22 protein-coding genes are annotated in these 23,517 nt (G+C 56.7%); 17 read left to right on the forward strand and 5 right to left on the reverse strand.

Features of this window, described 5'->3' with window-relative positions:
• Positions 1-9 precede the first annotated feature (9 nt).
• Positions 10-939: a formate/nitrite transporter family protein gene (locus HCH49_RS01035; protein ID WP_221702014.1), complete on the reverse strand. Its 930-nt coding sequence runs from the start codon at positions 937-939 to the stop codon at positions 10-12.
• A gap of 315 nt (positions 940-1,254) precedes the next feature.
• On the opposite strand from HCH49_RS01035, the gene mlaA reads away from it, so the two are divergent.
• The gene (mlaA, locus tag HCH49_RS01040; RefSeq protein WP_023312585.1) at positions 1,255-2,007 is read left to right on the forward strand and encodes a phospholipid-binding lipoprotein MlaA; all 753 of its coding nucleotides are present in this window, start codon (positions 1,255-1,257) and stop codon (positions 2,005-2,007) included.
• Positions 2,008-2,051: 44 nt separating this feature from the next.
• On the opposite strand, the gene fadL is transcribed toward mlaA, so the two are convergent.
• The gene (gene fadL, locus HCH49_RS01045; RefSeq protein WP_033146109.1) at positions 2,052-3,335 is read right to left on the reverse strand and encodes a long-chain fatty acid transporter FadL; all 1,284 of its coding nucleotides are present in this window, start codon (positions 3,333-3,335) and stop codon (positions 2,052-2,054) included.
• A 372-nt stretch (positions 3,336-3,707) separates the two neighbouring features.
• Here fadL and HCH49_RS01050 point away from each other — a divergent pair, with 372 nt between their 5' ends.
• The 4 genes from HCH49_RS01050 (at position 3,708) to sixA (ending at position 8,383) form a co-directional block, all read left to right on the forward strand.
• Positions 3,708-3,992: a YfcZ/YiiS family protein gene (locus tag HCH49_RS01050; RefSeq protein ID WP_023336445.1), complete on the forward strand. Its 285-nt coding sequence runs from the start codon at positions 3,708-3,710 to the stop codon at positions 3,990-3,992.
• Positions 3,993-4,230: 238 nt separating this feature from the next.
• Positions 4,231-5,541, forward strand: a complete 1,311-nt coding sequence (gene fadI / locus HCH49_RS01055; protein WP_221702018.1) for an acetyl-CoA C-acyltransferase FadI — start codon at positions 4,231-4,233, stop codon at positions 5,539-5,541.
• Entirely contained in the window at positions 5,541-7,688 is a 2,148-nt protein-coding gene (gene fadJ, locus HCH49_RS01060; protein ID WP_221702020.1) for a fatty acid oxidation complex subunit alpha FadJ, read from the forward strand. Before fadI ends, fadJ begins: the two co-directional genes overlap by 1 nt.
• Positions 7,689-7,897: 209 nt before the next feature.
• Positions 7,898-8,383, forward strand: a complete 486-nt coding sequence (gene sixA / locus HCH49_RS01065) for a phosphohistidine phosphatase SixA (protein WP_032659231.1) — start codon at positions 7,898-7,900, stop codon at positions 8,381-8,383.
• Between the two features lie 46 nt (positions 8,384-8,429).
• Here sixA and smrB read toward each other — a convergent pair whose 3' ends face one another.
• Entirely contained in the window at positions 8,430-8,981 is a 552-nt protein-coding gene (gene smrB / locus HCH49_RS01070; protein ID WP_033146105.1) for an endonuclease SmrB, read from the reverse strand.
• Between the two features lie 145 nt (positions 8,982-9,126).
• Between smrB and prmB the strand changes: the two genes are divergently transcribed.
• From prmB to HCH49_RS01100, 6 genes are read left to right on the forward strand one after another with little or no spacing between them, the layout of a single operon-like run.
• Positions 9,127-10,059, forward strand: a complete 933-nt coding sequence (prmB, locus tag HCH49_RS01075) for a 50S ribosomal protein L3 N(5)-glutamine methyltransferase (RefSeq protein ID WP_039023972.1) — start codon at positions 9,127-9,129, stop codon at positions 10,057-10,059.
• Between the two features lie 60 nt (positions 10,060-10,119).
• The gene (gene aroC, locus HCH49_RS01080; RefSeq protein WP_029742149.1) at positions 10,120-11,205 is read left to right on the forward strand and encodes a chorismate synthase; all 1,086 of its coding nucleotides are present in this window, start codon (positions 10,120-10,122) and stop codon (positions 11,203-11,205) included.
• Between the two features lie 2 nt (positions 11,206-11,207).
• Positions 11,208-12,032: a penicillin-insensitive murein endopeptidase gene (mepA, locus tag HCH49_RS01085; protein WP_024908935.1), complete on the forward strand. Its 825-nt coding sequence runs from the start codon at positions 11,208-11,210 to the stop codon at positions 12,030-12,032.
• Complete coding sequence (locus tag HCH49_RS01090; protein ID WP_038417370.1) at positions 12,032-12,841, forward strand: sulfite exporter TauE/SafE family protein; 810 nt, start codon at positions 12,032-12,034, stop codon at positions 12,839-12,841. Before mepA ends, HCH49_RS01090 begins: the two co-directional genes overlap by 1 nt.
• Positions 12,841-13,386, forward strand: coding sequence for an elongation factor P hydroxylase (locus tag HCH49_RS01095; protein ID WP_033146101.1), 546 nt, complete (start codon positions 12,841-12,843; stop codon positions 13,384-13,386). The genes HCH49_RS01090 and HCH49_RS01095 overlap by 1 nt, the downstream gene beginning before the upstream one ends.
• Positions 13,387-13,399: 13 nt before the next feature.
• Positions 13,400-13,675 (forward strand): YfcL family protein, encoded by a 276-nt coding sequence (locus tag HCH49_RS01100; protein ID WP_032659220.1) that lies wholly within the window; start codon positions 13,400-13,402, stop codon positions 13,673-13,675.
• A gap of 97 nt (positions 13,676-13,772) precedes the next feature.
• Here HCH49_RS01100 and mnmC read toward each other — a convergent pair whose 3' ends face one another.
• The gene (gene mnmC, locus HCH49_RS01105) at positions 13,773-15,770 is read right to left on the reverse strand and encodes a bifunctional tRNA (5-methylaminomethyl-2-thiouridine)(34)-methyltransferase MnmD/FAD-dependent 5-carboxymethylaminomethyl-2-thiouridine(34) oxidoreductase MnmC (RefSeq protein ID WP_221702021.1); all 1,998 of its coding nucleotides are present in this window, start codon (positions 15,768-15,770) and stop codon (positions 13,773-13,775) included.
• Between the two features lie 158 nt (positions 15,771-15,928).
• Between mnmC and fabB the strand changes: the two genes are divergently transcribed.
• Together fabB and HCH49_RS01115 are read left to right on the forward strand one after the other, a co-directional pair.
• A complete protein-coding gene (gene fabB / locus HCH49_RS01110; protein ID WP_023336433.1) occupies positions 15,929-17,146 on the forward strand; it encodes a beta-ketoacyl-ACP synthase I in 1,218 nt (405 codons plus the stop codon).
• Positions 17,147-17,354: 208 nt separating this feature from the next.
• Positions 17,355-18,533, forward strand: a complete 1,179-nt coding sequence (locus HCH49_RS01115; RefSeq protein ID WP_221702022.1) for an MFS transporter — start codon at positions 17,355-17,357, stop codon at positions 18,531-18,533.
• A 90-nt stretch (positions 18,534-18,623) separates the two neighbouring features.
• Here the strand turns inward: HCH49_RS01115 and flk are convergent, their stop codons facing one another.
• Positions 18,624-19,628 (reverse strand): flagella biosynthesis regulator Flk, encoded by a 1,005-nt coding sequence (gene flk, locus HCH49_RS01120; protein ID WP_029740201.1) that lies wholly within the window; start codon positions 19,626-19,628, stop codon positions 18,624-18,626.
• A 113-nt stretch (positions 19,629-19,741) separates the two neighbouring features.
• Between flk and pdxB the strand changes: the two genes are divergently transcribed.
• From pdxB to HCH49_RS01140, 4 genes are all read left to right on the forward strand, one after another.
• Positions 19,742-20,878, forward strand: a complete 1,137-nt coding sequence (gene pdxB, locus HCH49_RS01125; protein WP_182931016.1) for a 4-phosphoerythronate dehydrogenase PdxB — start codon at positions 19,742-19,744, stop codon at positions 20,876-20,878.
• Between the two features lie 67 nt (positions 20,879-20,945).
• Entirely contained in the window at positions 20,946-21,959 is a 1,014-nt protein-coding gene (locus HCH49_RS01130) for an aspartate-semialdehyde dehydrogenase (RefSeq protein WP_033146095.1), read from the forward strand.
• Positions 21,959-22,771 carry a tRNA pseudouridine(38-40) synthase TruA gene (truA, locus tag HCH49_RS01135; protein WP_023312566.1) on the forward strand — a complete coding sequence of 271 codons (813 nt, stop codon included), beginning with the start codon at positions 21,959-21,961 and terminating at the stop codon, positions 22,769-22,771. The genes HCH49_RS01130 and truA overlap by 1 nt, the downstream gene beginning before the upstream one ends.
• A gap of 28 nt (positions 22,772-22,799) precedes the next feature.
• Complete coding sequence (locus HCH49_RS01140; RefSeq protein ID WP_039263236.1) at positions 22,800-23,459, forward strand: DedA family protein; 660 nt, start codon at positions 22,800-22,802, stop codon at positions 23,457-23,459.
• Positions 23,460-23,517 lie beyond the last annotated feature (58 nt).

The following is a 23,517-nucleotide window of genomic DNA, read 5'->3' on the forward strand; positions in this document are numbered from 1 at the left end:
AGTCACCATTCAGGTCGATTTTTTTGTCGATTTATCATCATTTTCCCGTGCCTTAAGCTCAGCTTTGCGTTTGTTCGACATGTCGTTACGAATTTGGGCATGGCTTAACAGCGCGAAGATAAACGTTCCGCCGCAAATGTTTCCCGCCAGCGTCGGAAGGGCAAACGGCCAGAAGAAATCGCTCCAGTGAAGCGTACCGTTAAAGACCAGATAGAGGATTTCAACGGTTCCGACCACAATATGCGTGGTGTCCGCCAGCGCAATCAGCCAGGTCATCAATATGATCACCACAATTTTGGCGCTTCCCGCTGAAGGAAACATCCAGACCATCGTGGCGATAATCCAGCCTGAGATGATGGCGTTTGAGAACATCTCGACCGGCGTGTTTTTCATTACGTCCATGCCGATTTTCACAAACGCATCCCGGGTGGGTTCATCAAAGATCGGCATATATTCAAACGCCCATGCCGCGATGCCCGTGCCGATGATATTACCCAGCAGAACCACGCCCCAGAGCCGCATCAATAAACCGAAATTACCAAGTGTGGGGTTTTGCATCACCGGCAGAACGGCGGTCACCGTGTTTTCGGTAAACAGCTGCTGGCGGGCCATGATGACAATAATAAAGCCGAAGGTATAGCCGAGGTTTTCCAGTAAAAATCCACCGGGTACGCCTTCCAGCTGTACATGAAATATCCCTTTTGCAAGCAGAGATGCGCCCATTGATAGCCCGGCAGCGATGGCTGACCAGAAGAGGGCCATCGCGTCGCGCTCCATCTCTTTTTCACCGTCCTGGCGTATATGCTCGTGGATGGCCATTGCGCGGGAGGGGAGGCGATCTTCATCGATTTCTATCTTCTCGCCGCGCGCTTTCTCCTCGCTTTCAATTTCAAGCTCCTCAGTGCTCTCGCCAATTTTTTCTTCGCCTACATCTTTCATATCTGCTCCCGGAGGTTGATCTTTCTGTTAAGCGTAGCGGCTTTTATCGGGATGCCTGTGGGGATGCTCTTAATTTGGCGGCAATGACAACAAAGGTGATACATCTCTTTCAAAGTCATTATAAAATTGCCAGCGAAACGAATTCCAAAAGCCAGGCTATGCTGAGATCAGAGTCACGGTGGTTACTGCCCGTAATTGTGCTCATAGACATCGGTAAACGTGCTGTTACAATCGCTTGCACGTTTACAGACGGAGCGTCAACGGCTCCGTTACGGATGGCAATCAACGATAGCCATACTGAACAGGGAGATATTTATGAAACTTCGGCTGTCGGCGCTTGCGCTTGGCGCGACGATGCTTGTGGGCTGCGCCAGCTCCGGTGAGCAAACGGGACGCTCCGATCCTCTCGAAGGATTTAACCGCTCAATGTATAGCTTCAACTACAACGTACTGGACCCGTATGTGGTTCGTCCGGTGGCAGTAGCATGGCGCGATTATGTTCCACAACCTGCGCGTAACGGGTTAAGTAACTTTACCAGCAACCTCGAAGAGCCTGCGGTAATGGTGAACTACTTCCTGCAGGGCGACCCGTATCAGGGGATGGTCCACTTTACCCGCTTCTTCCTGAACTCCATTCTGGGTATGGGGGGCTTTATTGATGTTGCAGGTATGGCTAACCAGAAACTGCAGCGTGAACAACCGCACCGTTTCGGCAGCACGATGGGACACTATGGCGTCGGGTATGGTCCGTACGTGCATTTACCGTTCTACGGTAGTTTCACCCTCCGTGATGATGGCGGCGATATGGTGGATACGCTCTATCCGGTCCTGTCGTGGCTCACCTGGCCGCTGTCGGTGGGTAAATGGACGGTGGAAGGGATTGAAACCCGCGCGCAACTGCTCGACTCTGATGGCCTGCTGCGCCAGTCTTCTGATCCGTACATTATGGTGCGTGAAGCGTACTTCCAGAATCATGACTTTATTGCCAACGGCGGTAAGCTGAAGCCGGAAGAGAATCCAAACGCGAAGGCGATCGAAAACGAACTAAAAGATATCGATTCGGAGTAAATAAAAAAGGTGAGCAATGCTCACCTTTTTTGATTCCAGCGCGATTAGAACGCGTAGTTGAAGTTCGTACCGAACAGCCAGGCTTTACCTTCAGAGGTAAACTCGTACGGACCTTCCTTGAACGTTACTTTCTGACCGTGCATATAAGATACGCCCGCATCGATGGATGCATTTTCGTTGAGCGCATAGGTCGCACCAGCACTTAACCAGAAGCGGTCCTGATCCGGAATGGAAATGGAACGTTTGTCTGCCGGAACCGGGCTGTCGTCAAATGCGATACCGGAGCGGAAAGTCCAGTTCTTATCGTAGTAGTAGGTGGTACCCAACGCGATACGATAGGCGTCGTGGAAGCTTTCGTCCTTATAGAACAGCGTTTGACCATTGGTTCCGGTCGCTTTCAGCTCCTGGAATTGGCTCCAGCTGGTATAGGCCAGGCTATAGTGAATAGCCCACTGTGGTGCAACGCGGTTGTAACCGGAGACTTCCCACATTTCTGGCAAATGCAGTGACAGTGAACCCGGAACGGTCTGGTTGGACGTTCCCCAAGGAATAGTGGTGCCCGCACCTGGAACCAGATTGTTCACAGGCTTCAGGATGCCGCTCTTGTAGTCGCCGTCGAAGTCAATTTTCACTTCGGAACGATAGGTCAGGCCCCAGCGGTTGTTTTTGTCCAGCTCGTACAGGATACCGGCGTTCCAGCCATAGCCCCACTCATCACCTTCAAGACTGGCAATTTTATTGCTGTTTTTAGGCAGGCGAGCAGTCTGTTCCCCGGAATAACGTTCGATCTTGGCATCAGCGTAGACGGCATCAAAGCCCAGGCCAAAACTCCAGTTATCGTTCAGGCGATACGCACCGCTCAGGTTGAGGTTCAGCGTAGTAAGGTCTGTTTTACCGCCGTATTCACCAGCCGGGTAGTTGTTATTGAACTCGGTAGCCAGACCGTAGTTAGACGTTACGGATGCACCCCAGCCAAACTGTTCGTTGATAGGCGCAACGAAGTGCAGGTTTGGGATCCATGCTGTTGGGGCAATATTGTCCGCTTTAAGGCTCGCACCCGTGTAAGGCGACTTACCAGAAACGTTGACATCAGGATCGATATAAACCGCACCGGCAGAGAAAGTAGGACGATCGAACATCATGATCAACGCGGGGTTACGACTCGCGTTACCCGCATCATCAGCGATAGCGCCTTCCCCGGAATACGCACGGCCAAGGCCAGAGGAAGAAAATTCGTTTAACTGAAAGCCCGCTGACCAGGCGGAAGTGGAGACGAGTGCCACTGCGACTGCCAGCGCAGTCTTGTTGAACAGGGTTTTCTGGCTCATGACCATAACCTCATTGAGTTATTTTTATTCAATAATTGTTACATACCGTAACAGGAGCGCGAAGTGTAGGGTCTGAGGTATGACAGACAAATCAGACCAGTGGCCAGAGTATAGGTCTGACCAGCCGGAATGTTGCAAGTTTGTTTATTAATATTTTCAAACATGTTTCGTGAAACGAGATCTGGTTGGCAAAATTGTGACCATCACGACTCACCCAAAAGGGTGGTTTTTGTTTTAGATCATTTTTTAGTGTGATATTGGTCACTTATCCGATTTTGCGCCATTAACGGCTGGAGAGCGCCCGCGCCGGGGCGTAAAATATCAGCATCGTGTCTATCTCGCGCGCTGCGCGAATACAGAGGAAATTGAGCTATGAGTAAATGCAGTGCTGATGAAACCCCGGTTTGCTGCTGTATGGATGTTGGGACCATCATGGACAACACCGATTGCACCGCCTCTTACAGCCGTGTATTCACCAACCGTGCCGAAGCGGAAGAGACCCTGGCCGCGCTGAGCAAGCGTGCGCGTGACGTTGAATCCGATCCGTGTGAAATCAAGTCGACCTTTACCGAAGTGGAAGGTGGCGTGAAGCTGGACATCGACTTTGTCTTCGCCTGCGAAGCAGAAACGCTGATTTTCCAGCTGGGCCTGCGTTAATCTCTGCGGCCTGATGCCCTTCCCCCCAGCCCTCTCCCACGGGAGAGGGTGCAAACACTAAAAACGGTAACCTGTGGGTTACCGTTTTGCTTTTTCCTTGGGGGCATTTTCTTTTTCTTCTCTGTGTTTTAGCTCGCACTTTTTCGTTTCCCCGATTGGCTGAATGTAAAAAAATGGTTAAGACTATTATCAGGTCAGACCACTTTATGTTTGCGAAAATTTTTTACAGGGGAGTGTTATGAGTCAGGCATTACCGCTTATTACCCGTCAGGGCGATCGCATTGCCATAGTCAGTGGATTGCGCACGCCATTTGCGCGTCAGGCAACGGCGTTTCATGGCATACCGGCCGTCGACTTGGGGAAAATGGTAGTGGGGGAGATGCTGGCTCGCAGCGAAATTCCGCCTGAGGTCATCGAACAGCTGGTATTCGGTCAGGTCGTGCAGATGCCTGAAGCCCCCAATATTGCGCGTGAAATCGTCCTCGGTACCGGGATGAACGTGCATACCGATGCCTACAGCGTCAGCCGCGCCTGCGCAACCAGCTTCCAGGCTGTGGCTAACGTCGCTGAAAGCCTGATGGCGGGCACTATTCGCGCCGGGATTGCGGGTGGAGCGGACTCCTCTTCGGTGCTGCCAATTGGGGTCAGTAAAAAGCTGGCGCGCATCCTGGTGGATGCCAATAAAGCCCGCACGACGGGTCAGAAACTCAAACTCTTCTCGCGTTTACGCCTGCGCGACCTCATGCCTGTACCACCTGCCGTCGCGGAATACTCCACCGGCCTGCGCATGGGCGATACCGCCGAGCAGATGGCGAAAACGTACGGCATTACGCGTGAACAGCAGGATGCCCTGGCGCATCGCTCGCATCAGCTTGCGGCAAAAGCCTGGTCGGAAGGCAAGCTGACCGACGAGGTCATGACCGCCTATATTCCCCCCTACCGTGAACCGCTTGCGGAAGATAACAATATTCGCGGCACCTCAACGCTGGCGGATTACGCCAAACTGCGCCCGGCGTTTGACCGCAAACACGGCTCGGTGACGGCGGCGAACAGTACGCCGCTGACGGATGGCGCCGCCGCCGTGATCCTGATGACCGAATCCCGCGCGAAGGAGCTGGGCATCACTCCCCTGGGCTATCTACGCAGCTATGCCTTCACCGCCATTGATGTCTGGCAGGACATGCTGTTAGGTCCGGCGTGGTCCACGCCGCTGGCGCTGGAGCGCGCGGGGCTGACGCTGGCTGATTTAACCCTGATTGATATGCATGAAGCGTTTGCCGCGCAAACCCTGGCAAACGTACAGCTGCTGGCAAGCGAGCGTTTCGCGCGCGATGTGCTGGGCCGCGCCCATGCCACAGGCGAAGTGGATCAAAGTAAATTTAACGTGCTGGGCGGCTCTATCGCCTACGGTCATCCATTTGCCGCCACAGGGGTGAGGATGATCACGCAAACTTTACATGAACTCCGTCGCCGTGGCGGCGGGTTTGGCCTCGTTACCGCCTGTGCGGCGGGTGGCCTTGGCGCAGCAATGGTTCTGGAGGCTGAATAATGGATATGCCATCTGCATTTAATCTGACGGTTCGCCTCGATAACGTGGCCGTTATCACGATCGATGTGCCTGATGAAAAGATGAATACCCTGAAGGCCGAATTTGGTGTTCAGGTGCGCGCGATGCTAAAGCAGATCCGCGACAACAAAGCGATTCGTGGTCTGGTCTTTATCTCTGCCAAGCCGGATAACTTTATCGCCGGCGCGGATATCAACATGATCGCCCGGGCGCAAAGCGCTCTGGAAGCCGAAGAGCTTGCGCGTCAGGGCCAGCAGGTGATGGCGGAGATCAACGGTCTGCCGATCCCGGTCATTGCCGCGATCCACGGTGCCTGTCTGGGCGGCGGGCTTGAGCTGGCGCTGGCCTGTCACAGCCGGATTTGCACCGACGATGCGAAAACGATTCTGGGTCTGCCGGAAGTGCAGCTGGGCCTGCTGCCTGGCTCCGGCGGAACGCAAAGGCTGCCGCGCCTGGTCGGCGTCAGCACGGCGCTGGAGATGATATTAACCGGTAAACAGCTGCGCGCCCGTCAGGCGCTGAAAGCCAGTCTGGTCGATGACGTCGTGCCGCAGTCCATTTTGCTGGAGGCCGCCGTTGAGCTTGCGCTGAAAGGGCGTCAGGCAAAACGTCTCCTGCCGGTACGTGAGCGCGTGCTGGCCGGCCCGCTGGGAAGAACGCTCCTGTTCAACATGGTGGGCAAAAAGACCGAACAAAAAACCAAAGGCAATTACCCGGCGGCAAAGCGGATCCTCGAAGTGATCGAGACCGGGCTGTCGCAGGGAAGCAGCAGCGGCTATGCCGCGGAGGCCAAAGCCTTTGGCGAACTGGCGATGACGCCGCAGTCGCAGGCGCTGCGCAGCATCTTCTTCGCCAGCACGGACGTGAAAAAGGATCCGGGCAGCGAGGCGCAGCCTGCGCCGCTGCGTGCGATTGGCGTACTGGGTGGGGGGCTCATGGGTGGCGGAATCTCTTTTGTTACCGCCAGCAAAGGCAAATTGCCTGTACGAATCAAAGACATTAATCCTAAGGGGATCAACCACGCGCTGCAGTACAGCTGGCAGAACCTTGATCAAAAGGTCAAGCGCCGCCATATCAAGGCAAGCGAGCGCGATAAAACCCTGGCGATGATATCCGGTACGACGGATTACAGCGGTTTTGCGCACCGCGATCTGGTGATTGAAGCCGTGTTTGAAGATCTGGCGCTTAAGCAGCAGATGGTGGCAGACGTTGAGCAACATTGCGCCCCGCATACCATTTTTGCCTCCAATACGTCGTCATTACCGATTGGCGATATCGCTGCGAAAGCCGCCCGCCCGGAGCAGGTGATTGGGCTGCACTTCTTTAGCCCGGTTGAAAAAATGCCGCTGGTGGAAGTTATTCCACACGCGACTACCAGCCCGCAAACTGTTGCCACCGTGGTGAAGCTGGCGAAAAAACAGGGCAAAACCCCGATTGTGGTAGCGGACAAAGCTGGCTTCTACGTCAACCGCATTCTGGCTCCCTACATTAATGAAGCAATGCGGTTGCTGACGGAAGGGGAGAAGATTGAGCACGTCGACGAGGCGCTGGTAAAGTTTGGTTTCCCCGTTGGCCCAATCCAACTTTTGGATGAGGTGGGAATAGACACCGGCACTAAAATTATACCAGTGCTGGAAGCTGCATATGGCGATCGTTTTAGCCCACCTGCAAACATTGTTTCTGCGATTTTGAAGGACGATCGCAAAGGCAGAAAAAATGAACGCGGTTTCTATCTTTACGGCGCGAAAGGGCGTAAAAGCAGGAAACAGGTCGACCCTTCGGTATATGGACTCATTTCGACCACAGGTCAGGGAAAACTGTCCGCCGTTCAGTGCGCTGAGCGCTGCGTGATGATGATGCTCAATGAAGCGGCGCGCTGCTTTGATGAGCAGGTGATTAAGAGTGCACGCGATGGTGACATCGGCGCGGTATTTGGCATTGGTTTCCCGCCGTTCCTTGGCGGCCCGTTCCGTTACATGGATACGCTCGGCGCGGGTGAAGTGGTTGCTATCTTGCAACGTCTGGCTTCGCAATATGGTCCACGCTTTACACCGTGTGACCAATTATTGCAGATGGCGGAACGCGGCCAGACATTTTGGCCTGCAAGGGAAACTGTCCTCGTAAGCTGAGGTCAAAGAAGGGTAAATCCTGAAGTGAATGGACCTGTTCTGGCGATTTTGTAAACAGAGATTGACTATACTTACGCCATTGAGGTAAAAAACAGCGTTTCATTCACCGAATGGATCAGGCACAATGCCCGGCCATCGGGTTTTCTACCTCTTAGCATTTATCGCGGGTAGTTAACGCCGGTGATTCTGGTTAACAAAAGCGGTGCAATATGCAAGTTTTTATCATGCGTCACGGCGACGCGGCACTCGATGCCGCCAGTGACTCAGTACGTCCTTTGACCGTCTGTGGCTGCGACGAATCTCGTCTGATGGCGACCTGGCTTAACGGTCAAAAAGTGGACATCGAACGCGTTCTGGTGAGTCCGTTCCTGCGTGCAGAACAGACGCTGGATGTGGTAGGGGAGTGTATGAACCTGCCGACCAGTGTAGATGTTCTCCCTGAACTCACCCCGTGTGGCGATGTAGGCCTTGTCAGCGCTTATCTTCAGGCGCTGTGCAATGAAGGTGTCGCTTCCGCGCTGGTCATTTCCCACCTGCCACTGGTTGGCTATCTGGTTTCTGAGCTGTGCCCGGGCGAGACCCCGCCGATGTTCACGACATCCGCCATTGCCAATGTTTCTCTCGACGAAACGGGCAAAGGTGTCTTCAACTGGCAAATGAGTCCGTGCAACCTGAAGATGGCAAAAGCTATCTGACGTGACGTGCGATATGGCGGGGCGCAATGTGCTTCCCGCCATTCTGTCAGGGCAACTCTGGCGGCTGCCACTCTTCCACTTCAATCAACACCAGCAACGCGGCATCTCCGCCGTACTCTTTCGGTGCCTGATGAAAAGCCATTACGTGTGGGTGCTGAGCCAGCCACAGCGGCGTTTGTTGCTTGAGGATATGTTTACCGTGGCCGTGCATCACGCAGGCGCAAAAAACATGTTCACGGCGACAGGCGGCGATCAACGCCCCCAGCTCTTGTTTCGCCTGCATCTGCGTTAAACCGTGCAGATCGAGAAACAGCTCCGGCGAATAATCCCCGCGGCGTAATTTTTTCAGCTCAAAATGGCTGACGTCTTCGCGTACGTACTTCACAGCCCCTTGCGTGTTGAGCAGCGGCTGAAATTCATCTGAAAAATAGTGGCTGTTATCGGCCTGCTCCTGCAGAAGACGCTTGACCGGTACTTCGCTGATTTTTTTACGCAGCGGGCGATGGACGATGGTGTCCTGCGTGATTTTACGCGTCCCGGTCATCAGCTGACGGAAGAGCGCCTGATCCTCCTCGCTGAGCGATGTTTTCTTTTTCATTCGTCATTCTCATCTCGTATTTCCGACAGTGTACCCGACTAAACGCATTTTTTAACCTCAAGCGAGACGCGTCATTGCTGATTTATCGCCGTCTTCATGGCAAACTAGCCGCCGAAAATTATGCGAGCATGCCCTGGAGGAAAGAGTGGATAAAATTTTTGTCGATGAAGCAGTAAACGAGCTGCATACCATACAGGACATGTTGCGCTGGTCGGTTAGCCGCTTCAGCGCCGCTAATATCTGGTACGGTCACGGTACCGATAACCCGTGGGATGAAGCCGTGCAGCTGGTGCTGCCGTCTCTCTACCTGCCGCTGGATATTCCGGAAGACATGCGCACCGCGCGCCTGACTTCCAGCGAAAAACACCGCATCGTTGAGCGCGTGATCCGCCGCGTGAACGAGCGCATTCCGGTCGCCTATCTGACCAACAAAGCCTGGTTCTGCGGCCACGAGTTCTATGTCGATGAACGCGTGCTGGTGCCGCGCTCGCCGATTGGCGAGCTGATCAACAACCACTTTGACGGTCTGATTGGCCATCAGCCGCAGCACATTCTCGATATGTGTACCGGCAGCGGCTGCATCGCCATCGCCTGCGCGTACGCCTTCCCGGAAGCGGAAGTGGACGCCGTCGATATCTCTACCGACGCGCTGGCCGTGACCGAGCACAACATTGAAGAGCATGGGCTCATCCATCACGTTACGCCAATTCGCTCCGACCTGTTCCGCGATCTGCCGACGCTGCAGTACGATCTGATCGTCACCAACCCGCCGTACGTCGATGCTGAAGACATGTCCGATCTGCCGAACGAATACCGTCACGAGCCGGAGCTGGGTCTGGCGTCAGGCTCTGATGGCCTGAAGCTGACCCGCCGCATTCTGGCCTGCGCGCCGGATTACCTGACCGACGACGGCGTTCTGATTTGTGAAGTGGGCAACAGCATGGTACATCTGATAGAGCAGTACCCGGATGTGCCGTTCACCTGGCTTGAGTTCGACAACGGCGGTGACGGCGTCTTTATGCTGACTAAAGCGCAGCTGCTCGACGCGCGCGAACACTTCAGCATCTATAAAGATTAATCCAGCGGGCTTCGGCCCGTTTCACAACGCTCAAACACAAACTACAACATCGGAGCCGTGATGGCAGGAAACAGTATTGGACAGTTATTCCGCGTGACCACCTTTGGCGAGTCGCACGGGCTGGCGCTGGGCTGTATCGTTGATGGCGTACCGCCAGGCATCGAACTGACCGAAGCCGATTTACAGCACGACCTCGACCGTCGTCGCCCGGGCACCTCTCGCTACACCACGCAGCGTCGCGAGCCGGACCAGGTCAAAATTCTCTCCGGCGTCTTTGAAGGGCGCACTACCGGGACCAGCATTGGCCTGCTGATCGAAAACACCGATCAGCGCTCCCAGGACTACGGCGCCATCAAAGACGTCTTCCGTCCGGGCCACGCCGACTACACCTACGAACAAAAGTACGGCTTCCGCGACTATCGCGGCGGCGGACGTTCTTCCGCGCGTGAAACCGCGATGCGCGTGGCGGCAGGGGCGATTGCTAAGAAATACCTGCAGCAGAAATTTGGCATCGTTATCCGCGGCTGTCTGACCCAGATGGGCGACATTCCGCTGGCGATCAAAGACTGGGATCAGGTTGAACAAAACCCGTTCTTCTGCGCCGATGCCGACAAGCTTGAGGCGCTGGACGAACTGATGCGTGGCCTGAAAAAAGAGGGCGACTCCATTGGCGCGAAAGTGACCGTGGTGGCAGACGGCGTCCCGGCTGGCTGGGGCGAGCCGGTATTCGACCGTCTCGACGCCGACATTGCCCACGCGCTGATGAGCATCAACGCGGTGAAGGGCGTTGAGATTGGCGACGGCTTTGACGTGGTTCAGCTTCGCGGCAGCCAAAACCGTGATGAGATTACGAAAGCGGGCTTCCAGAGCAACCATGCGGGCGGCATCCTGGGCGGTATCAGCAGCGGGCAGCAGATTGTTGCCAACATCGCGCTGAAGCCAACTTCCAGCATCACCGTGCCGGGCCACACGATTAACCGCGATGGCGAAGAAGTTGAGATGATCACCAAAGGACGTCACGATCCGTGCGTGGGGATCCGCGCGGTGCCGATCGCAGAAGCGATGCTGGCGATCGTGCTGATGGATCACTTCCTGCGCCAGCGCGCGCAGAATGCGGATGTGACGACCACCATTCCACGCTGGTAAACATGAAAAAAACCGCAATTGCTCTGCTGGCGCTGCTTGCCAGTGGAGCCAGTCTGGCCGCGACGCCATGGCAAAAAATCACCCACCCGGTGGCGGGGAGCGCGCAGTCCATTGGCGCCTTTTCCAACGGCTGTATCGTCGGTGCCCAGGAGCTTCCTCTCCAGTCTGATACCTATCAGGTGATGCGCACCGATCAGCGACGTTATTTCGGCCACCCGGATCTGGTGCTGTTCATCCAGCGTCTGGGAAACCAGGTGCATAACCTTGGGCTGGGCACGATGCTGATTGGCGATATGGGGATGCCTGCCGGCGGTCGCTTTAACGGTGGACACGCCAGCCACCAGACCGGACTGGATGTCGATATCTTCCTGCAGCTGCCGAAAACGCGCTGGACCTCCGCCCAACTGCTGAAACCGCAGGCGCTGGATCTGGTGGCGAGCGACGGTAAGCGCGTTGTGCCGTCCCTGTGGACGCGGGACGTATCCAGCATGATCAAGCTGGCCGCGGAAGATAACGACGTCACGCGTATTTTCGTCAACCCGGCCATCAAGCAGCAGCTCTGCCTGGACGCCGGAACCGATCGCGACTGGCTGCGCAAAGTGCGCCCGTGGTTCCAGCATCGTGCGCACATGCACGTTCGTCTGCGCTGCCCGGCGAATAGCCTGGAATGTGAAGATCAGCCGCTACCTCCGCCAGGCGATGGCTGCGGTGCGGAACTGCAAAGCTGGTTTGAGCCGGCAAAACCTGGAACCTCTAAGCCTGAGAAGAAGACACCGCCTCCGTTGCCGCCTTCCTGCCAGGCGCTACTGGATGAGCATGTACTTTAATGGATAATTTCGTCGATCTGTTTATGGTGTCGCCGCTGCTGCTGGTGGTGTTGTTCTTTGTGGCCATGCTGGCCGGTTTTATCGACGCGCTCGCGGGCGGCGGCGGGTTGTTAACCGTGCCCGCGCTGCTGGCGGCGGGCATGAGCCCGGCGCAGGCGCTTGCCACCAACAAGCTGCAGGCCTGCGGCGGTTCGCTCTCGGCGTCGCTCTATTTTATCCGCCGCAAGGTGGTGAGCCTTGCCGATCAGAAGCTCAATATCCTGATGACCTTTATCGGCTCCACGTCGGGCGCGCTGCTGGTTCAGCACGTGCAGTCCGATATTTTGCGCCAGATCCTGCCGATTCTGGTCATCTGCATCGGGCTTTACTTCCTGCTGATGCCAAAGCTCGGTGAAGAAGACCGCCAGCGTCGCCTGTACGGCCTGCCGTTTGCCCTGATTGCCGGGGGCAGCGTGGGTTTTTACGACGGTTTCTTCGGGCCGGGGGCGGGTTCATTTTATGCGCTGGCGTTCGTGACGCTGGCCGGTTTTAACCTCGCCAAATCCACCGCCCATGCCAAAGTGCTCAACGCGACCTCAAACGTCGGCGGCCTGCTGCTATTTATCATCGGCGGCAAGGTTATCTGGGCAACCGGATTTGTGATGATGGCAGGGCAGTTCCTGGGCGCGCGCGCGGGCTCGCGTCTGGTATTAAGCAAAGGACAAAAACTTATTCGCCCGATGATCGTCATCGTCTCGGCCGTAATGAGCGCCAAACTTCTTTATGACAGCCATGGACAGGAGATCCTCACCTGGTTGGGGATGCACTAATGAACAGTACGCATAAATACGAACAGCTGATTGAGATTTTCGACGGCTGTTTTGCTGACGATTTTAATACCCGTCTGATTAAAGGCGACGACGAACCGATCTATCTTCCTGCTGATGCGGAGGTTCCGTATAACCGCATCGTCTTTGCCCACGGCTTTTATGCCAGCGGCTTGCACGAGATTTCGCACTGGTGCATTGCGGGGAAAGCGCGGCGCGAGCTGGTGGACTTCGGCTACTGGTACTGCCCGGACGGACGTGATGCCGCCACTCAGGGCCAGTTTGAAGATGTGGAAGTGAAGCCGCAGGCGCTGGAATGGCTATTCTGCGTCGCGGCGGGTTTCCCGTTCAACGTCAGCTGTGACAACCTCGAAGGCGACTTCGAGCCAGATCGTATCGTCTTCCAGCGCCGCGTTCACGCGCAGGTGATGGAATATCTTGAGAAAGGCATCCCCGAACGTCCGGCACGCCTGATCGAGGCCTTACAGAATTATTACCACACGCCGGTTATCACGGCGGAATGCTTCCCTTGGCCGGAAGATCTTTAACAGAGGAAAGAAGATGATCGCAGAATTTGAATCACGCATTCTGGCGTTAATTGATGACATGGTGGAACACGCCAGTGATGATGAGCTGTTCGCCAGCGGTTATCTGCGTGGTCACCTGACGCTCGCGGTAGCCGAGCTGGAAGCGGGGGACGATCACTCTGCCGACGCCGTTCACGCCGAAGTGGCCCGCAGTCTGGAGAAAGCCATTCAGGCCGGAGAGCTCTCGCCGCGCGATCAGTCTCTGGTGTTAGGCATGTGGGACACTTTGTTCCAGCAGGCTAAACGCTAAGTCATCGTATTTCACCCGGTGGCGCTGCGCTTACCGGGCCTGTGAATATCCCCTCTCCCTGTGGGAGAGGGTTAGGGTGAGGGCACCAGACCGCACCCTACTTGACCTTCTTCCCCTTCAGCAGTTTCCGTACCCACAAGCGATTCGGATTCAGCCCTGCAAGCGTAACCCTGTCCAGCGGGATCGGCTCGCCGCTCATTTGCGCGGCTAACACTTCCGCCAGCAGCGGCGCGGAACAGAGCCCGCGAGATCCTAATCCACCCAGCATAAACAGCTCCGGATAAACCGGCGCGCTTACCGCGTTATCCCGGTTATCAGCAATATCCTGGTAGGCCTCAAGCGTCGCGTCGTAGTCAGGCACATTTCCCACCATCGGCAGATGATCGCGGGTGGCGCAGCGCACGCCGCAGCGCGCGTCACCCTCGCTGACGTCAACCTCTCTCGTCCACGCCGCATCCGGGAAACAGTCAATCAGGCGCTGGCGGTTCTGGGTCTGATCCGCGTCGCTGTAGCGCATATCCGTTTCGCCACGATGATAGCTGGCCCCGATGCAGTGGTGGCCGTTAGACGGATTTTGCGGCGTCAGATAGCCGTCATAGCACAGCACCTGACGCAGTTTGCTCAGTTTGGGCGCGGAAGGAATATGGCTTACCTGGCCGCCGACCGGATAAACCGGCAATGACTCTGTCTGGATAAACTGGCTGATGTTATGTCCGTTTGCCAGCACTACGCTGGCATGGCTCGCCTCTTTGCCATCAGCAAAACGCAGATTCCAGCGTTCTGTCCGGCTCAACGATTCAACCTTGTGGGCATAATGCGCCGTCAGCCCGCGCGACTGCGCCAGCGCAATGACCGCCGCGGTCAGTTCAGCCGGGCACAGCCAGCCGCCGAGCGGATACTGAATGCCCCCACACCCGGTTTCCACGCCAGCGGTGTCTGCCACCTCTTGCGCACTTACCGCGCGTGCAATCTCGTCAGGCAGGCCCAGTGACAGCATCTGCGTGATTTTTTGCTGGCTCTTTTCATCCCAGCCGAGCTGCGTCACGCCGCACCAGTCATGATCGAACGCCACCGGCAGGGCGTCATACAGGCGACGAGCGAAGGTAAACGCCGCCGGGAAAAACCGGAACAGGGCCGGGTCGTGCGCGCTTAAAAGCGGATAGAGCGCACCCTGGCGGTTGCCGGATGCGCCGCTTGCTGGCGCGTCGTCAGCACAGTAGAGCGTGACCTGCCAGCCACGGTGGAGAAGCGCGAGAGACAGCAGAGCGCTGGCGATCCCCCCGCCGACTATCGCCACCTCACGGGATGCGCTGGCGCCGCGTGCAAACCAGGGGGCACTTGCGGGGATATCCAGCGTCTGCTCCATTCTGCCGACCAGCATGTCGCGTTTGCGGCCAAAACCTTTGGTTTTCTGCATGGTAAAGCCCGCCTCCTGCAGCCCGCGGCGGACAAAGCCTGCCGAGGTGAAGGTGGCAAGCGTTGCGCCCGGGCGCGCCAGCCGCGCCATCGCGCTAAACAGATGCTGGCTCCACATGTCCGGGTTTTTGGCGGGGGCAAAGCCGTCAAGGAACCACGCGTCCACCGTCTGATTCATCGAATCATCGAGCGTATCGGTCAGGTCATTGATGTCGCCAAGCCATAAATCCAGCGTCACGCGTCCGCCGTCCAGAATCAGACGGTGGCAGCCGCCGATGTGGGGTGGCCACTGCGCCTGAAGCTGCTCCGCCCAGGCTGCAAGCTCTGGCCAGCGCTGATGAGCGAGCCGCAGATCGTGCGCGGTGAGCGGGAATTTTTCAAAACTGATGAAATGTAATCTTTGTAGCGTAGCCTCAGGGTGGGCAGCGTGAAACTGGTCAAACGCCTGCCAGAGGGTCAGAAAATTGAGCCCGGTACCGAATCCGCTTTCCGCGACCACAAACAGGCTCCGCGGATGCTCCGGGAAGCGGGTGCTGAGCTGGTTTCCGTCGAGGAAAACATAGCGAGTTTCTTCGAGTCCGTTATCATTAGAAAAATAGACGTCATCAAAATCTCGGGAAACAGGTGTACCCTCAGCGTTGAATTCGAGGTTGGCGGGTTGTATAGCGTTTTGTTTCACGTAAGTTACTCGTCTGACAGGCAGTGGCACGATCTTAACGATGTGAGTCCATCGGTGCAAATTTCCGCAGAAAATGTCTGATCGGACTTGTTCGGCGTACAAGTGTACGCTATTGTGCGACTCGAAACTTACTATAGTGCGACTTACAGAGGTATTGAATGAAACGTGCAGTGATTACTGGCCTGGGCATTGTTTCCAGCATCGGTAATAACCAGCAGGAAGTCCTGGCATCTCTGCGTGAAGGACGCTCCGGGATCACTTTCTCTGAAGAGTTTAAAGATTCAGGTATGCGTAGCCACGTATGGGGTAACGTCAAACTGGACACCACCGGTTTGATTGACCGCAAAGTGGTTCGTTTCATGAACGATGCCTCTATTTATGCTTATCTCTCCATGCAGGAAGCGATCAAAGATTCCGGCCTGAGCGAAGAGGTTTATCAGAACAACCCGCGCGTGGGTCTGATCGCCGGTTCCGGCGGCTCATCAAAAGCGCAGGTATTCGGCGCTGACGCAATGCGTAGCCCGCGTGGTCTGAAAGCTGTAGGTCCGTACGTGGTCACCAAAGCTATGGGTTCTGCGGTTTCCGCGTGCCTGGCGACCCCATTCAAAATCCACGGTGTGAACTACTCCATCAGCTCCGCGTGTGCGACTTCCGCACACTGCATCGGTAATGCTGTTGAGCAGATCCAGCTGGGTAAACAGGACATCGTATTTGCTGGCGGCGGCGAAGAGCTGGGCTGGGAAATGGCCTGTGAATTCGACGCGATGGGCGCACTGTCCACCAAGTACAATGAAACCCCGGATAAAGCCTCCCGTACCTATGATGCGCACCGTGACGGTTTCGTTATCGCTGGCGGCGGCGGTATGGTTGTGGTTGAAGAGCTGGAGCATGCCCTGGCACGTGGCGCGCACATCTACGCTGAAATCGTGGGCTACGGTGCAACGTCTGACGGCGCCGACATGGTTGCGCCATCCGGCGAAGGCGCGGTGCGCTGCATGAAGATGGCGATGCACGGCGTTGACACCCCAATCGACTACCTGAACTCCCACGGTACCTCTACTCCGGTAGGCGACGTGAAAGAGCTGGGTGCGATCCGTGAAGTCTTCGGCGACAACAGCCCGGCAATCTCTGCGACCAAAGCCATGACCGGTCACTCTCTGGGTGCGGCTGGCGTGCAGGAAGCGATCTACTCTCTGCTGATGCTGGAAAACGGCTTTATCGCGCCAAGCATCAACATCGATGAGATGGACGAGCAGGCTGCTGGCCTGAACATCGTGACCAAACCAACGGAAGCGACGCTGACCACCGTCATGTCAAACAGCTTCGGCTTCGGTGGCACCAACGCCACGCTGGTTATGCGTAAGCTGAAAGCATAAGTTTTACGTTTGATTCCGGAAGGGAGCCATAAGGCTCCCTTTTTTTATGCATTGACAAGCGGCTGATCTCACAGGCAAACTTCACCCCTCAACATTATCCTCACGATAATGCGTAAGCGTTTAACGTCAACCAACGCACCTTAATCCTGATCATCAGGTAGAGGGGGCGTGGCATTTCCCCGCCTTACTCTTCATTTCGGAGTAAAGCATGACTGCAGTAACTCAAACAGAAACACCCCCTTCAGCGAACGTCTCGCTGTTCCGTATCGCTTTTGCGGTATTTCTGACCTATATGACCGTCGGCCTGCCGCTGCCGGTGATCCCGCTGTTCGTTCATCAGGAGCTGGGCTATGGCAACACCATGGTCGGCATTGCCGTGGGCATTCAGTTTTTAGCCACGGTATTGACCCGCGGTTACGCCGGACGGCTGGCGGATCAGCACGGTGCAAAACGCTCGGCGCTACAGGGGATGTTTGCCTGTGGGCTGGCGGGCGGCGCATGGCTGCTGGCTTCTCTCCTGCCGGTAGACGCCGCGTATAAGTTTGCGCTGCTGGTGCTGGGCCGCTTAATCCTGGGCTTTGGTGAAAGCCAGCTGCTGACCGGCACCCTGACCTGGGGAATGGGTCTGGTGGGGCCGGCACGCTCCGGCAAGGTGATGTCCTGGAACGGTATGGCCATCTATGGCGCGCTGGCCGCAGGCGCACCGCTTGGGCTGCTGATCAATAGCCAGTTTGGATTTGCGGCGCTGGCTGCCACCACCATGGTTTTACCCCTGCTGGCGTGGGCGTTTAACGGCTCGGTGCGTAAGGTGCCCGCGCACAAAGGCGAGCGTCCTTCCCTGTGGAGCGTGGTCGGCCAAATCTGGCAGCCGGGACTTGGCCTGGCGCTGCAGGGCGTGGGTTTTGCGGTGATTGGTACCTTCGTCTCGCTCTATTTTATGAGCCGCGGCTGGGCGATGGCCGGTTTTACGCTCACCGCGTTTGGCGGCGCGTTTGTGCTGATGCGCGTTTTCTTCGGCTGGATGCCGGATCGCTTTGGCGGCGTGAAGGTGGCGGTGGCGTCGCTGGTGATTGAAACCATCGGTCTGCTGCTGCTGTGGAATGCACCCGTGGCCTCCGTTGCGCTGCTTGGTGCGGCGCTGACCGGGTGCGGCTGTTCACTGATCTTCCCGGCCCTGGGCGTTGAAGTGGTGAAGCGCGTGGCCCCACAGGTGCGCGGTACGGCGCTGGGCGGCTATGCGGCCTTTCAGGATATCTCATACGGGGTAACCGGGCCGCTGGCCGGGGTGTTAGCCACCTCGTTTGGTTATCCGTCCGTCTTTCTGGCCGGTGCGGTTTCCGCAGTGGTGGGGATCGTGGTGACGCTGGTGGCGTTTCGCAGGACTTGAGCCGTTATTGCCGGGTGGCGGCTGTGCCTTACCCGGCCTACGGTTCGAGCCGCTTTAGGCCCGGTAAGCGTAGCGCCACCGGGCAAAACCTCAGGCAACCAGCCAGAAAATCGCCAGCGCAATCAGTAACGCAATAAACATCAATCCCGGACGCGCAGAGAGCGTTCTGAACGTCTCCACGACCGGCGCAAACAGCGGGCTGTAGATCGGCTGAATGTTTCTCACCTCCGGCACGCCGCCCTCACGCTCGGCGCGGCGAACGAAGATTTGATTGAGTAGATCCTGCACCTGCGCGGTGGTCAGAACCGTTTGCGGCGTGGCCTGCCAGTTTTGCTGGGCGTAATCCCGAATGACTTCAAACTCGTGCGGCTCAAGCGGCTGCTTCAGTGCCGCCTGGACGGTATGCAGGGTAGGTGCATTCTGGGTGCTGAGCGTCTGGCGCGCCTGGAGCCAGGTCACCAGATGCGTAAACTGTTTGGCCGGTATTAACTCACCCGCCTTCACGCCGGACAGCTCCAGCATGGATTGCCAGATAAGCTTCGTCGGTTCGCCGGTGGCCGCAGCCAGCTTCGTCACCATCTGCTTGAGCGTGTTGTGCTCGGCAGGCAGCAGCGGACGCTCGGTCGCCGGGCGCACCTGAGGCTGCGGGATAGACAGCTCGTTGTTCTGCAGCAGGGTCAGCACGGTTTTGAGCTGGTCGGGCGTCAGCTGGCCCAGCGCGGTCTGACCATACTGCTGGCGAATAAAATCGCTCACCGCCTGCCGGTTATTACCCTGGCCCAGCAGCTCTGTCAGCTGAGCGACAATCTGGCGCGTGGTGTGGTTCTGCTGCGCGGTATTAATACGCTGGTTCAGGTTTTGCTCGGCCGCAGGGAAATGGCGCGACTGCAGCGGTGCGTCGTTCCTCACGCCTAAATCATGCTTTACCCCGGCCCAGACTTCCGCGTTTTGCTGTGAAGTCAGCGCAATCAGGCGCGTGATCAGTCGCTCCAGCACGGTGCGCTGTTGCGTGGATAGCGGTTGTTCACCGGCAACGTTTGGCGTGACGGGGCCTTCACCCGGAGGGCGTGGCGGCGTACCTGAAATGGGCTGCATCGTCAAAAATCCTTAAAGTCAAAACTCAGCGTAAACCAGGCATACATATATGCCTGGCGGCCAGATTATGGCACACTTGGCAGGTTTTCTTCCTCTCAAACAGGTACTCAGACGTGAAAATCCTCGTTGATGAAAATATGCCTTACGCCCGTGAGCTTTTTAGCCGCCTGGGTAACGTTAAGGCTGTCCCTGGTCGCCCGATCCCGGTCAACGAACTGGATGACGCAGACGCGCTGATGGTGCGCTCGGTGACCAAAGTAAATGAGGCGTTGCTCGCCGGTAAAGCGATTAAGTTTGTCGGAACCGCAACGGCAGGGACCGATCATGTGGATGATAAATGGCTGAAGCAGGCCGGAATTGGTTTTTCCGCCGCCCCGGGCTGTAACGCCATAGCCGTCGTGGAATACGTCTTCTCTTCCCTGCTGATGCTGGCCGAGCGCGACGGGTTTGCGCTGAAGAACCGCACCGTGGGGATTGTCGGCGTGGGTAACGTCGGCGGGCGCCTGCAAAAGCGCCTGGAAGCGTTAGGGATCCGCACGTTACTGTGCGATCCGCCGCGTAAAGATAACGGCGATGACGGGGATTTCCGCTCGCTGGATGAACTGGTTGAACAGTGTGACGTGCTGACGTTTCACACGCCGCTGTTTAAAGAGGGGCCGTATAAGTCGCTGCATCTTGCTGACGAGGCGCTGATCCGTCGTCTGAAGGCTGGCACTATTCTGATAAATGCCTGCCGTGGTCCGGTGGTAGATAACGCCGCGCTGCTGACATGCCTGAACGAAGGACAAGACCTCAGCGTGGTGCTGGACGTCTGGGAGCCGGAGCCGGATCTCAACGTTGAGCTGCTTAACAAGGTGGATGTGGGCACGGCGCATATCGCCGGTTATACCCTGGAAGGCAAAGCACGCGGTACCACGCAGGTCTTTGAAGCCTACAGCGCCTTTATTGGCCATCCGCAGCAGGTGGCGCTGGATACCTTACTCCCCGCGCCTGAATTTGGCCGCATTACCCTGCACGGCCCGCTCGATCAGGCAACGCTGAAAAGGCTGGTGCATTTGGTGTATGATGTGCGCCGCGATGATGCGCTGCTGCGTAAAGTGGCGGGGATCCCGGGTGAGTTTGATAAGCTGCGCAAGAACTACGTTGAGCGCCGCGAGTGGTCTTCCCTGTATGTAATATGCGACGACGCCCCGGCGGCGACGCTGCTGCATAAGCTGGGGTTTAACGCCGTTCATCACCCGGCGCATTAATGTCTTCTTAATGCTCCCTGTCGGATACTCCGGCAGGGACGCTTTTTTATTTCTGGAGTAAACCACCATGTCTGAAGGCTGGAACATTGCCATTTTAGGTGCCACGGGTGCCGTGGGCGAAGCCCTGCTCGAAACCCTTGCTGAGCGTCAGTTCCCGGTGGGCGATATCTATGCGCTGGCCCGTACCGACAGCGCAGGTGAGCATCTGCGTTTTAACGGTAAATCCGTCATGGTTCAGGACGCGGCCGCGTTCGACTGGACGCAGGCGCAACTGGCGTTTTTCGCCGCGGGCGCTGAAGCGACGGCTGCGTACGTTGAAGAGGCGACTAACGCTGGCTGCCTGGTGATCGACCTGAGCGGTCTGTTCTCAATGGAGCCGGATGTGCCGCTGGTGGTGCCGGACGTGAACCCGTTTGTGCTGGCTGACTACCGCAACCGTAACGTCATTTCGGTCCCGAACAGCCTCACCAGCCAGCTGCTGACCGCCCTGAAACCGCTGATCGACGACGGCGGCCTGTCGCGCATTACCGTCACCAGCCTGCTGTCCGCGTCCGCGAACGGCAAAAAGGCCGTTGACGCGCTGGCCGGGCAGAGCGCGAAGCTGCTGAACGGTATCCCGATTGACGAAGACGATTTCTTTGGCCGCCAGCTGGCGTTCAATATGCTGCCGCTGCTGCCGGATCGCGAAGGGTCTGTACGCGAAGAGCGTCGTATCGTCGATGAAGTGCGTAAAATTCTGCAGGACGATGGCCTGATGATTTCCGCGAACGTCGTGCAGTCTCCAGTCTTCTACGGCCACGCGCAGATGGTTGGCTTTGAAGCCCTGCGTCCGCTGGCGGCAGAAGAGGCGCGCGACGCGTTTGGCCGCGGTGAAGACATCGTGCTCTCTGAAGAGAGCGAGTTCCCGACCCAGGTTGGCGATGCCACCGGCAGCGCGCATCTTTCCGTTGGCTGCGTGCGTAACGATTACGGCATGCCGGAACAGGTTCAGTTCTGGTCCGTTGCCGATAACGTTCGCTTCGGCGGCGCGCTGATGGCGGTCAAAATCGCTGAAAAACTGGTGCAGGAGTACCTGTACTGATGTCAGACGTGGAACAAAAGCCGGTCCATAGAATTGCCCTCGGAATTGAGTACGACGGCAGTAAATATTATGGCTGGCAGCGTCAGAACGAGGTGCGCAGCGTCCAGGAGAAGCTGGAGAAAGCGCTCTCTCAGGTGGCAAACGAGCCGATTAACGTCCTGTGCGCGGGACGTACGGACGCGGGAGTTCACGGCACGGGACAGGTGGTGCACTTTGAAACCACCGCCGTGCGTAAGGATGCCGCCTGGACGCTGGGTGTAAATGCGAATTTGCCTGGTGACATTGCGGTGCGTTGGGTAAAAGCTGTGCCGGATGATTTTCACGCGCGCTTCAGCGCCACGGCGCGTCGCTACCGTTATGTCATCTACAACCAGCGCCTGCGTCCGGCGGTGTTAAGCCAGGGCGTCACGCATTTTTATGAACCGCTTGATGCAGAACGTATGCATCGCGCGGCGCAGTGTCTGATTGGTGAAAATGACTTTACGTCGTTTCGTGCGGTGCAGTGTCAGTCCCGCACGCCGTGGCGCAACGTCATGCACATAAACGTCAGCCGTTTTGGCGCATATGTGGTGGTGGATATCAAAGCCAATGCCTTTGTACATCATATGGTTCGGAATATTGTAGGCAGCCTGATGGAAGTGGGTGCCGGACACCAGCCGGAGAGCTGGATTGCAGACCTGCTGGCAGCGAAGGACAGAACGCTTGCGGCAGCCACGGCGAAAGCGGAAGGATTGTATCTGGTCTCAGTAGACTATCCGGATCGATTTGACCTGCCGAAACCGCCAATGGGCCCGCTGTTTTTAGCGGACTAAACAAAGGTGCAATTAGGGCTTAGACAATATGGACGTAATACGTTTTCTGATTGATTTCATTCTGCATATTGATGTTCACCTGGCAGAGCTGGTCGCGCAGTATGGCGTCTGGGTTTACGCCATTCTGTTCCTCATTCTGTTTTGTGAAACCGGTCTGGTCGTTACCCCATTCCTGCCAGGGGATTCACTGCTGTTCGTTGCCGGGGCGCTATCGGCGTTACCCACTAACGATCTGAACGTGCATCTTATGGTTGTGCTGATGGTGATTGCCGCCATTGTCGGTGATGCGGTCAACTATACGATTGGACGGGTGTTCGGTGAGCGGCTTTTCAGCAATCCTGATTCGAAAATTTTCCGTCGCAGCTATTTAGACAAAACCCATGCGTTTTATGAACGCCATGGCGGGAAAACCATTATCCTTGCGCGTTTTGTGCCTATTGTGCGCACATTTGCACCGTTTGTGGCGGGAATGGGGCATATGTCCTATCGTCATTTTGCGGCATACAACGTGGTTGGCGCGCTGCTGTGGGTACTGCTGTTTACCTACGCAGGCTATCTGTTTGGCGATCTTCCGGTGGTGCAGGAAAACCTTAAGTTACTGATTGTAGCGATTATTGTGCTTTCCGTACTGCCTGGCGTTATCGAAATCATTCGCCACAAACGTGCGGCGGCAAAACAAGCGAAGTAAATGCACACTGGCGGTTCGACCACTTTTTTATCCAAAGTTTCGGGCTGTTATGTTTTAA

The sequence above is a fragment of the Enterobacter sp. Y17 genome (genome assembly GCF_019730495.1).
Taxonomy (GTDB): domain Bacteria; phylum Pseudomonadota; class Gammaproteobacteria; order Enterobacterales; family Enterobacteriaceae; genus Enterobacter; species Enterobacter asburiae_B.

What these genes read in the sequence shown, in the direction of transcription:
- HCH49_RS01100 (WP_032659220.1), top strand. Translation starts at nt 13,400, where the DNA reads ATGATCGCAGAATTTGAATCACGCATTCTGGCGTTAATTGATGACATG.
- HCH49_RS01130 (WP_033146095.1), top strand. Translation starts at nt 20,946, where the DNA reads ATGTCTGAAGGCTGGAACATTGCCATTTTAGGTGCCACGGGTGCCGTG.
- fadL (WP_033146109.1), bottom strand. Translation starts at nt 3,335, where the DNA reads ATGAGCCAGAAAACCCTGTTCAACAAGACTGCGCTGGCAGTCGCAGTG.
- flk (WP_029740201.1), bottom strand. Translation starts at nt 19,628, where the DNA reads ATGCAGCCCATTTCAGGTACGCCGCCACGCCCTCCGGGTGAAGGCCCC.
- sixA (WP_032659231.1), top strand. Translation starts at nt 7,898, where the DNA reads ATGCAAGTTTTTATCATGCGTCACGGCGACGCGGCACTCGATGCCGCC.
- HCH49_RS01115 (WP_221702022.1), top strand. Translation starts at nt 17,355, where the DNA reads ATGACTGCAGTAACTCAAACAGAAACACCCCCTTCAGCGAACGTCTCG.
- mepA (WP_024908935.1), top strand. Translation starts at nt 11,208, where the DNA reads ATGAAAAAAACCGCAATTGCTCTGCTGGCGCTGCTTGCCAGTGGAGCC.
- truA (WP_023312566.1), top strand. Translation starts at nt 21,959, where the DNA reads ATGTCAGACGTGGAACAAAAGCCGGTCCATAGAATTGCCCTCGGAATT.
- fadI (WP_221702018.1), top strand. Translation starts at nt 4,231, where the DNA reads ATGAGTCAGGCATTACCGCTTATTACCCGTCAGGGCGATCGCATTGCC.
- HCH49_RS01035 (WP_221702014.1), bottom strand. Translation starts at nt 939, where the DNA reads ATGAAAGATGTAGGCGAAGAAAAAATTGGCGAGAGCACTGAGGAGCTT.
- aroC (WP_029742149.1), top strand. Translation starts at nt 10,120, where the DNA reads ATGGCAGGAAACAGTATTGGACAGTTATTCCGCGTGACCACCTTTGGC.
- HCH49_RS01140 (WP_039263236.1), top strand. Translation starts at nt 22,800, where the DNA reads ATGGACGTAATACGTTTTCTGATTGATTTCATTCTGCATATTGATGTT.
- HCH49_RS01050 (WP_023336445.1), top strand. Translation starts at nt 3,708, where the DNA reads ATGAGTAAATGCAGTGCTGATGAAACCCCGGTTTGCTGCTGTATGGAT.
- mlaA (WP_023312585.1), top strand. Translation starts at nt 1,255, where the DNA reads ATGAAACTTCGGCTGTCGGCGCTTGCGCTTGGCGCGACGATGCTTGTG.
- HCH49_RS01095 (WP_033146101.1), top strand. Translation starts at nt 12,841, where the DNA reads ATGAACAGTACGCATAAATACGAACAGCTGATTGAGATTTTCGACGGC.
- fabB (WP_023336433.1), top strand. Translation starts at nt 15,929, where the DNA reads ATGAAACGTGCAGTGATTACTGGCCTGGGCATTGTTTCCAGCATCGGT.
- HCH49_RS01090 (WP_038417370.1), top strand. Translation starts at nt 12,032, where the DNA reads ATGGATAATTTCGTCGATCTGTTTATGGTGTCGCCGCTGCTGCTGGTG.
- fadJ (WP_221702020.1), top strand. Translation starts at nt 5,541, where the DNA reads ATGGATATGCCATCTGCATTTAATCTGACGGTTCGCCTCGATAACGTG.
- smrB (WP_033146105.1), bottom strand. Translation starts at nt 8,981, where the DNA reads ATGAAAAAGAAAACATCGCTCAGCGAGGAGGATCAGGCGCTCTTCCGT.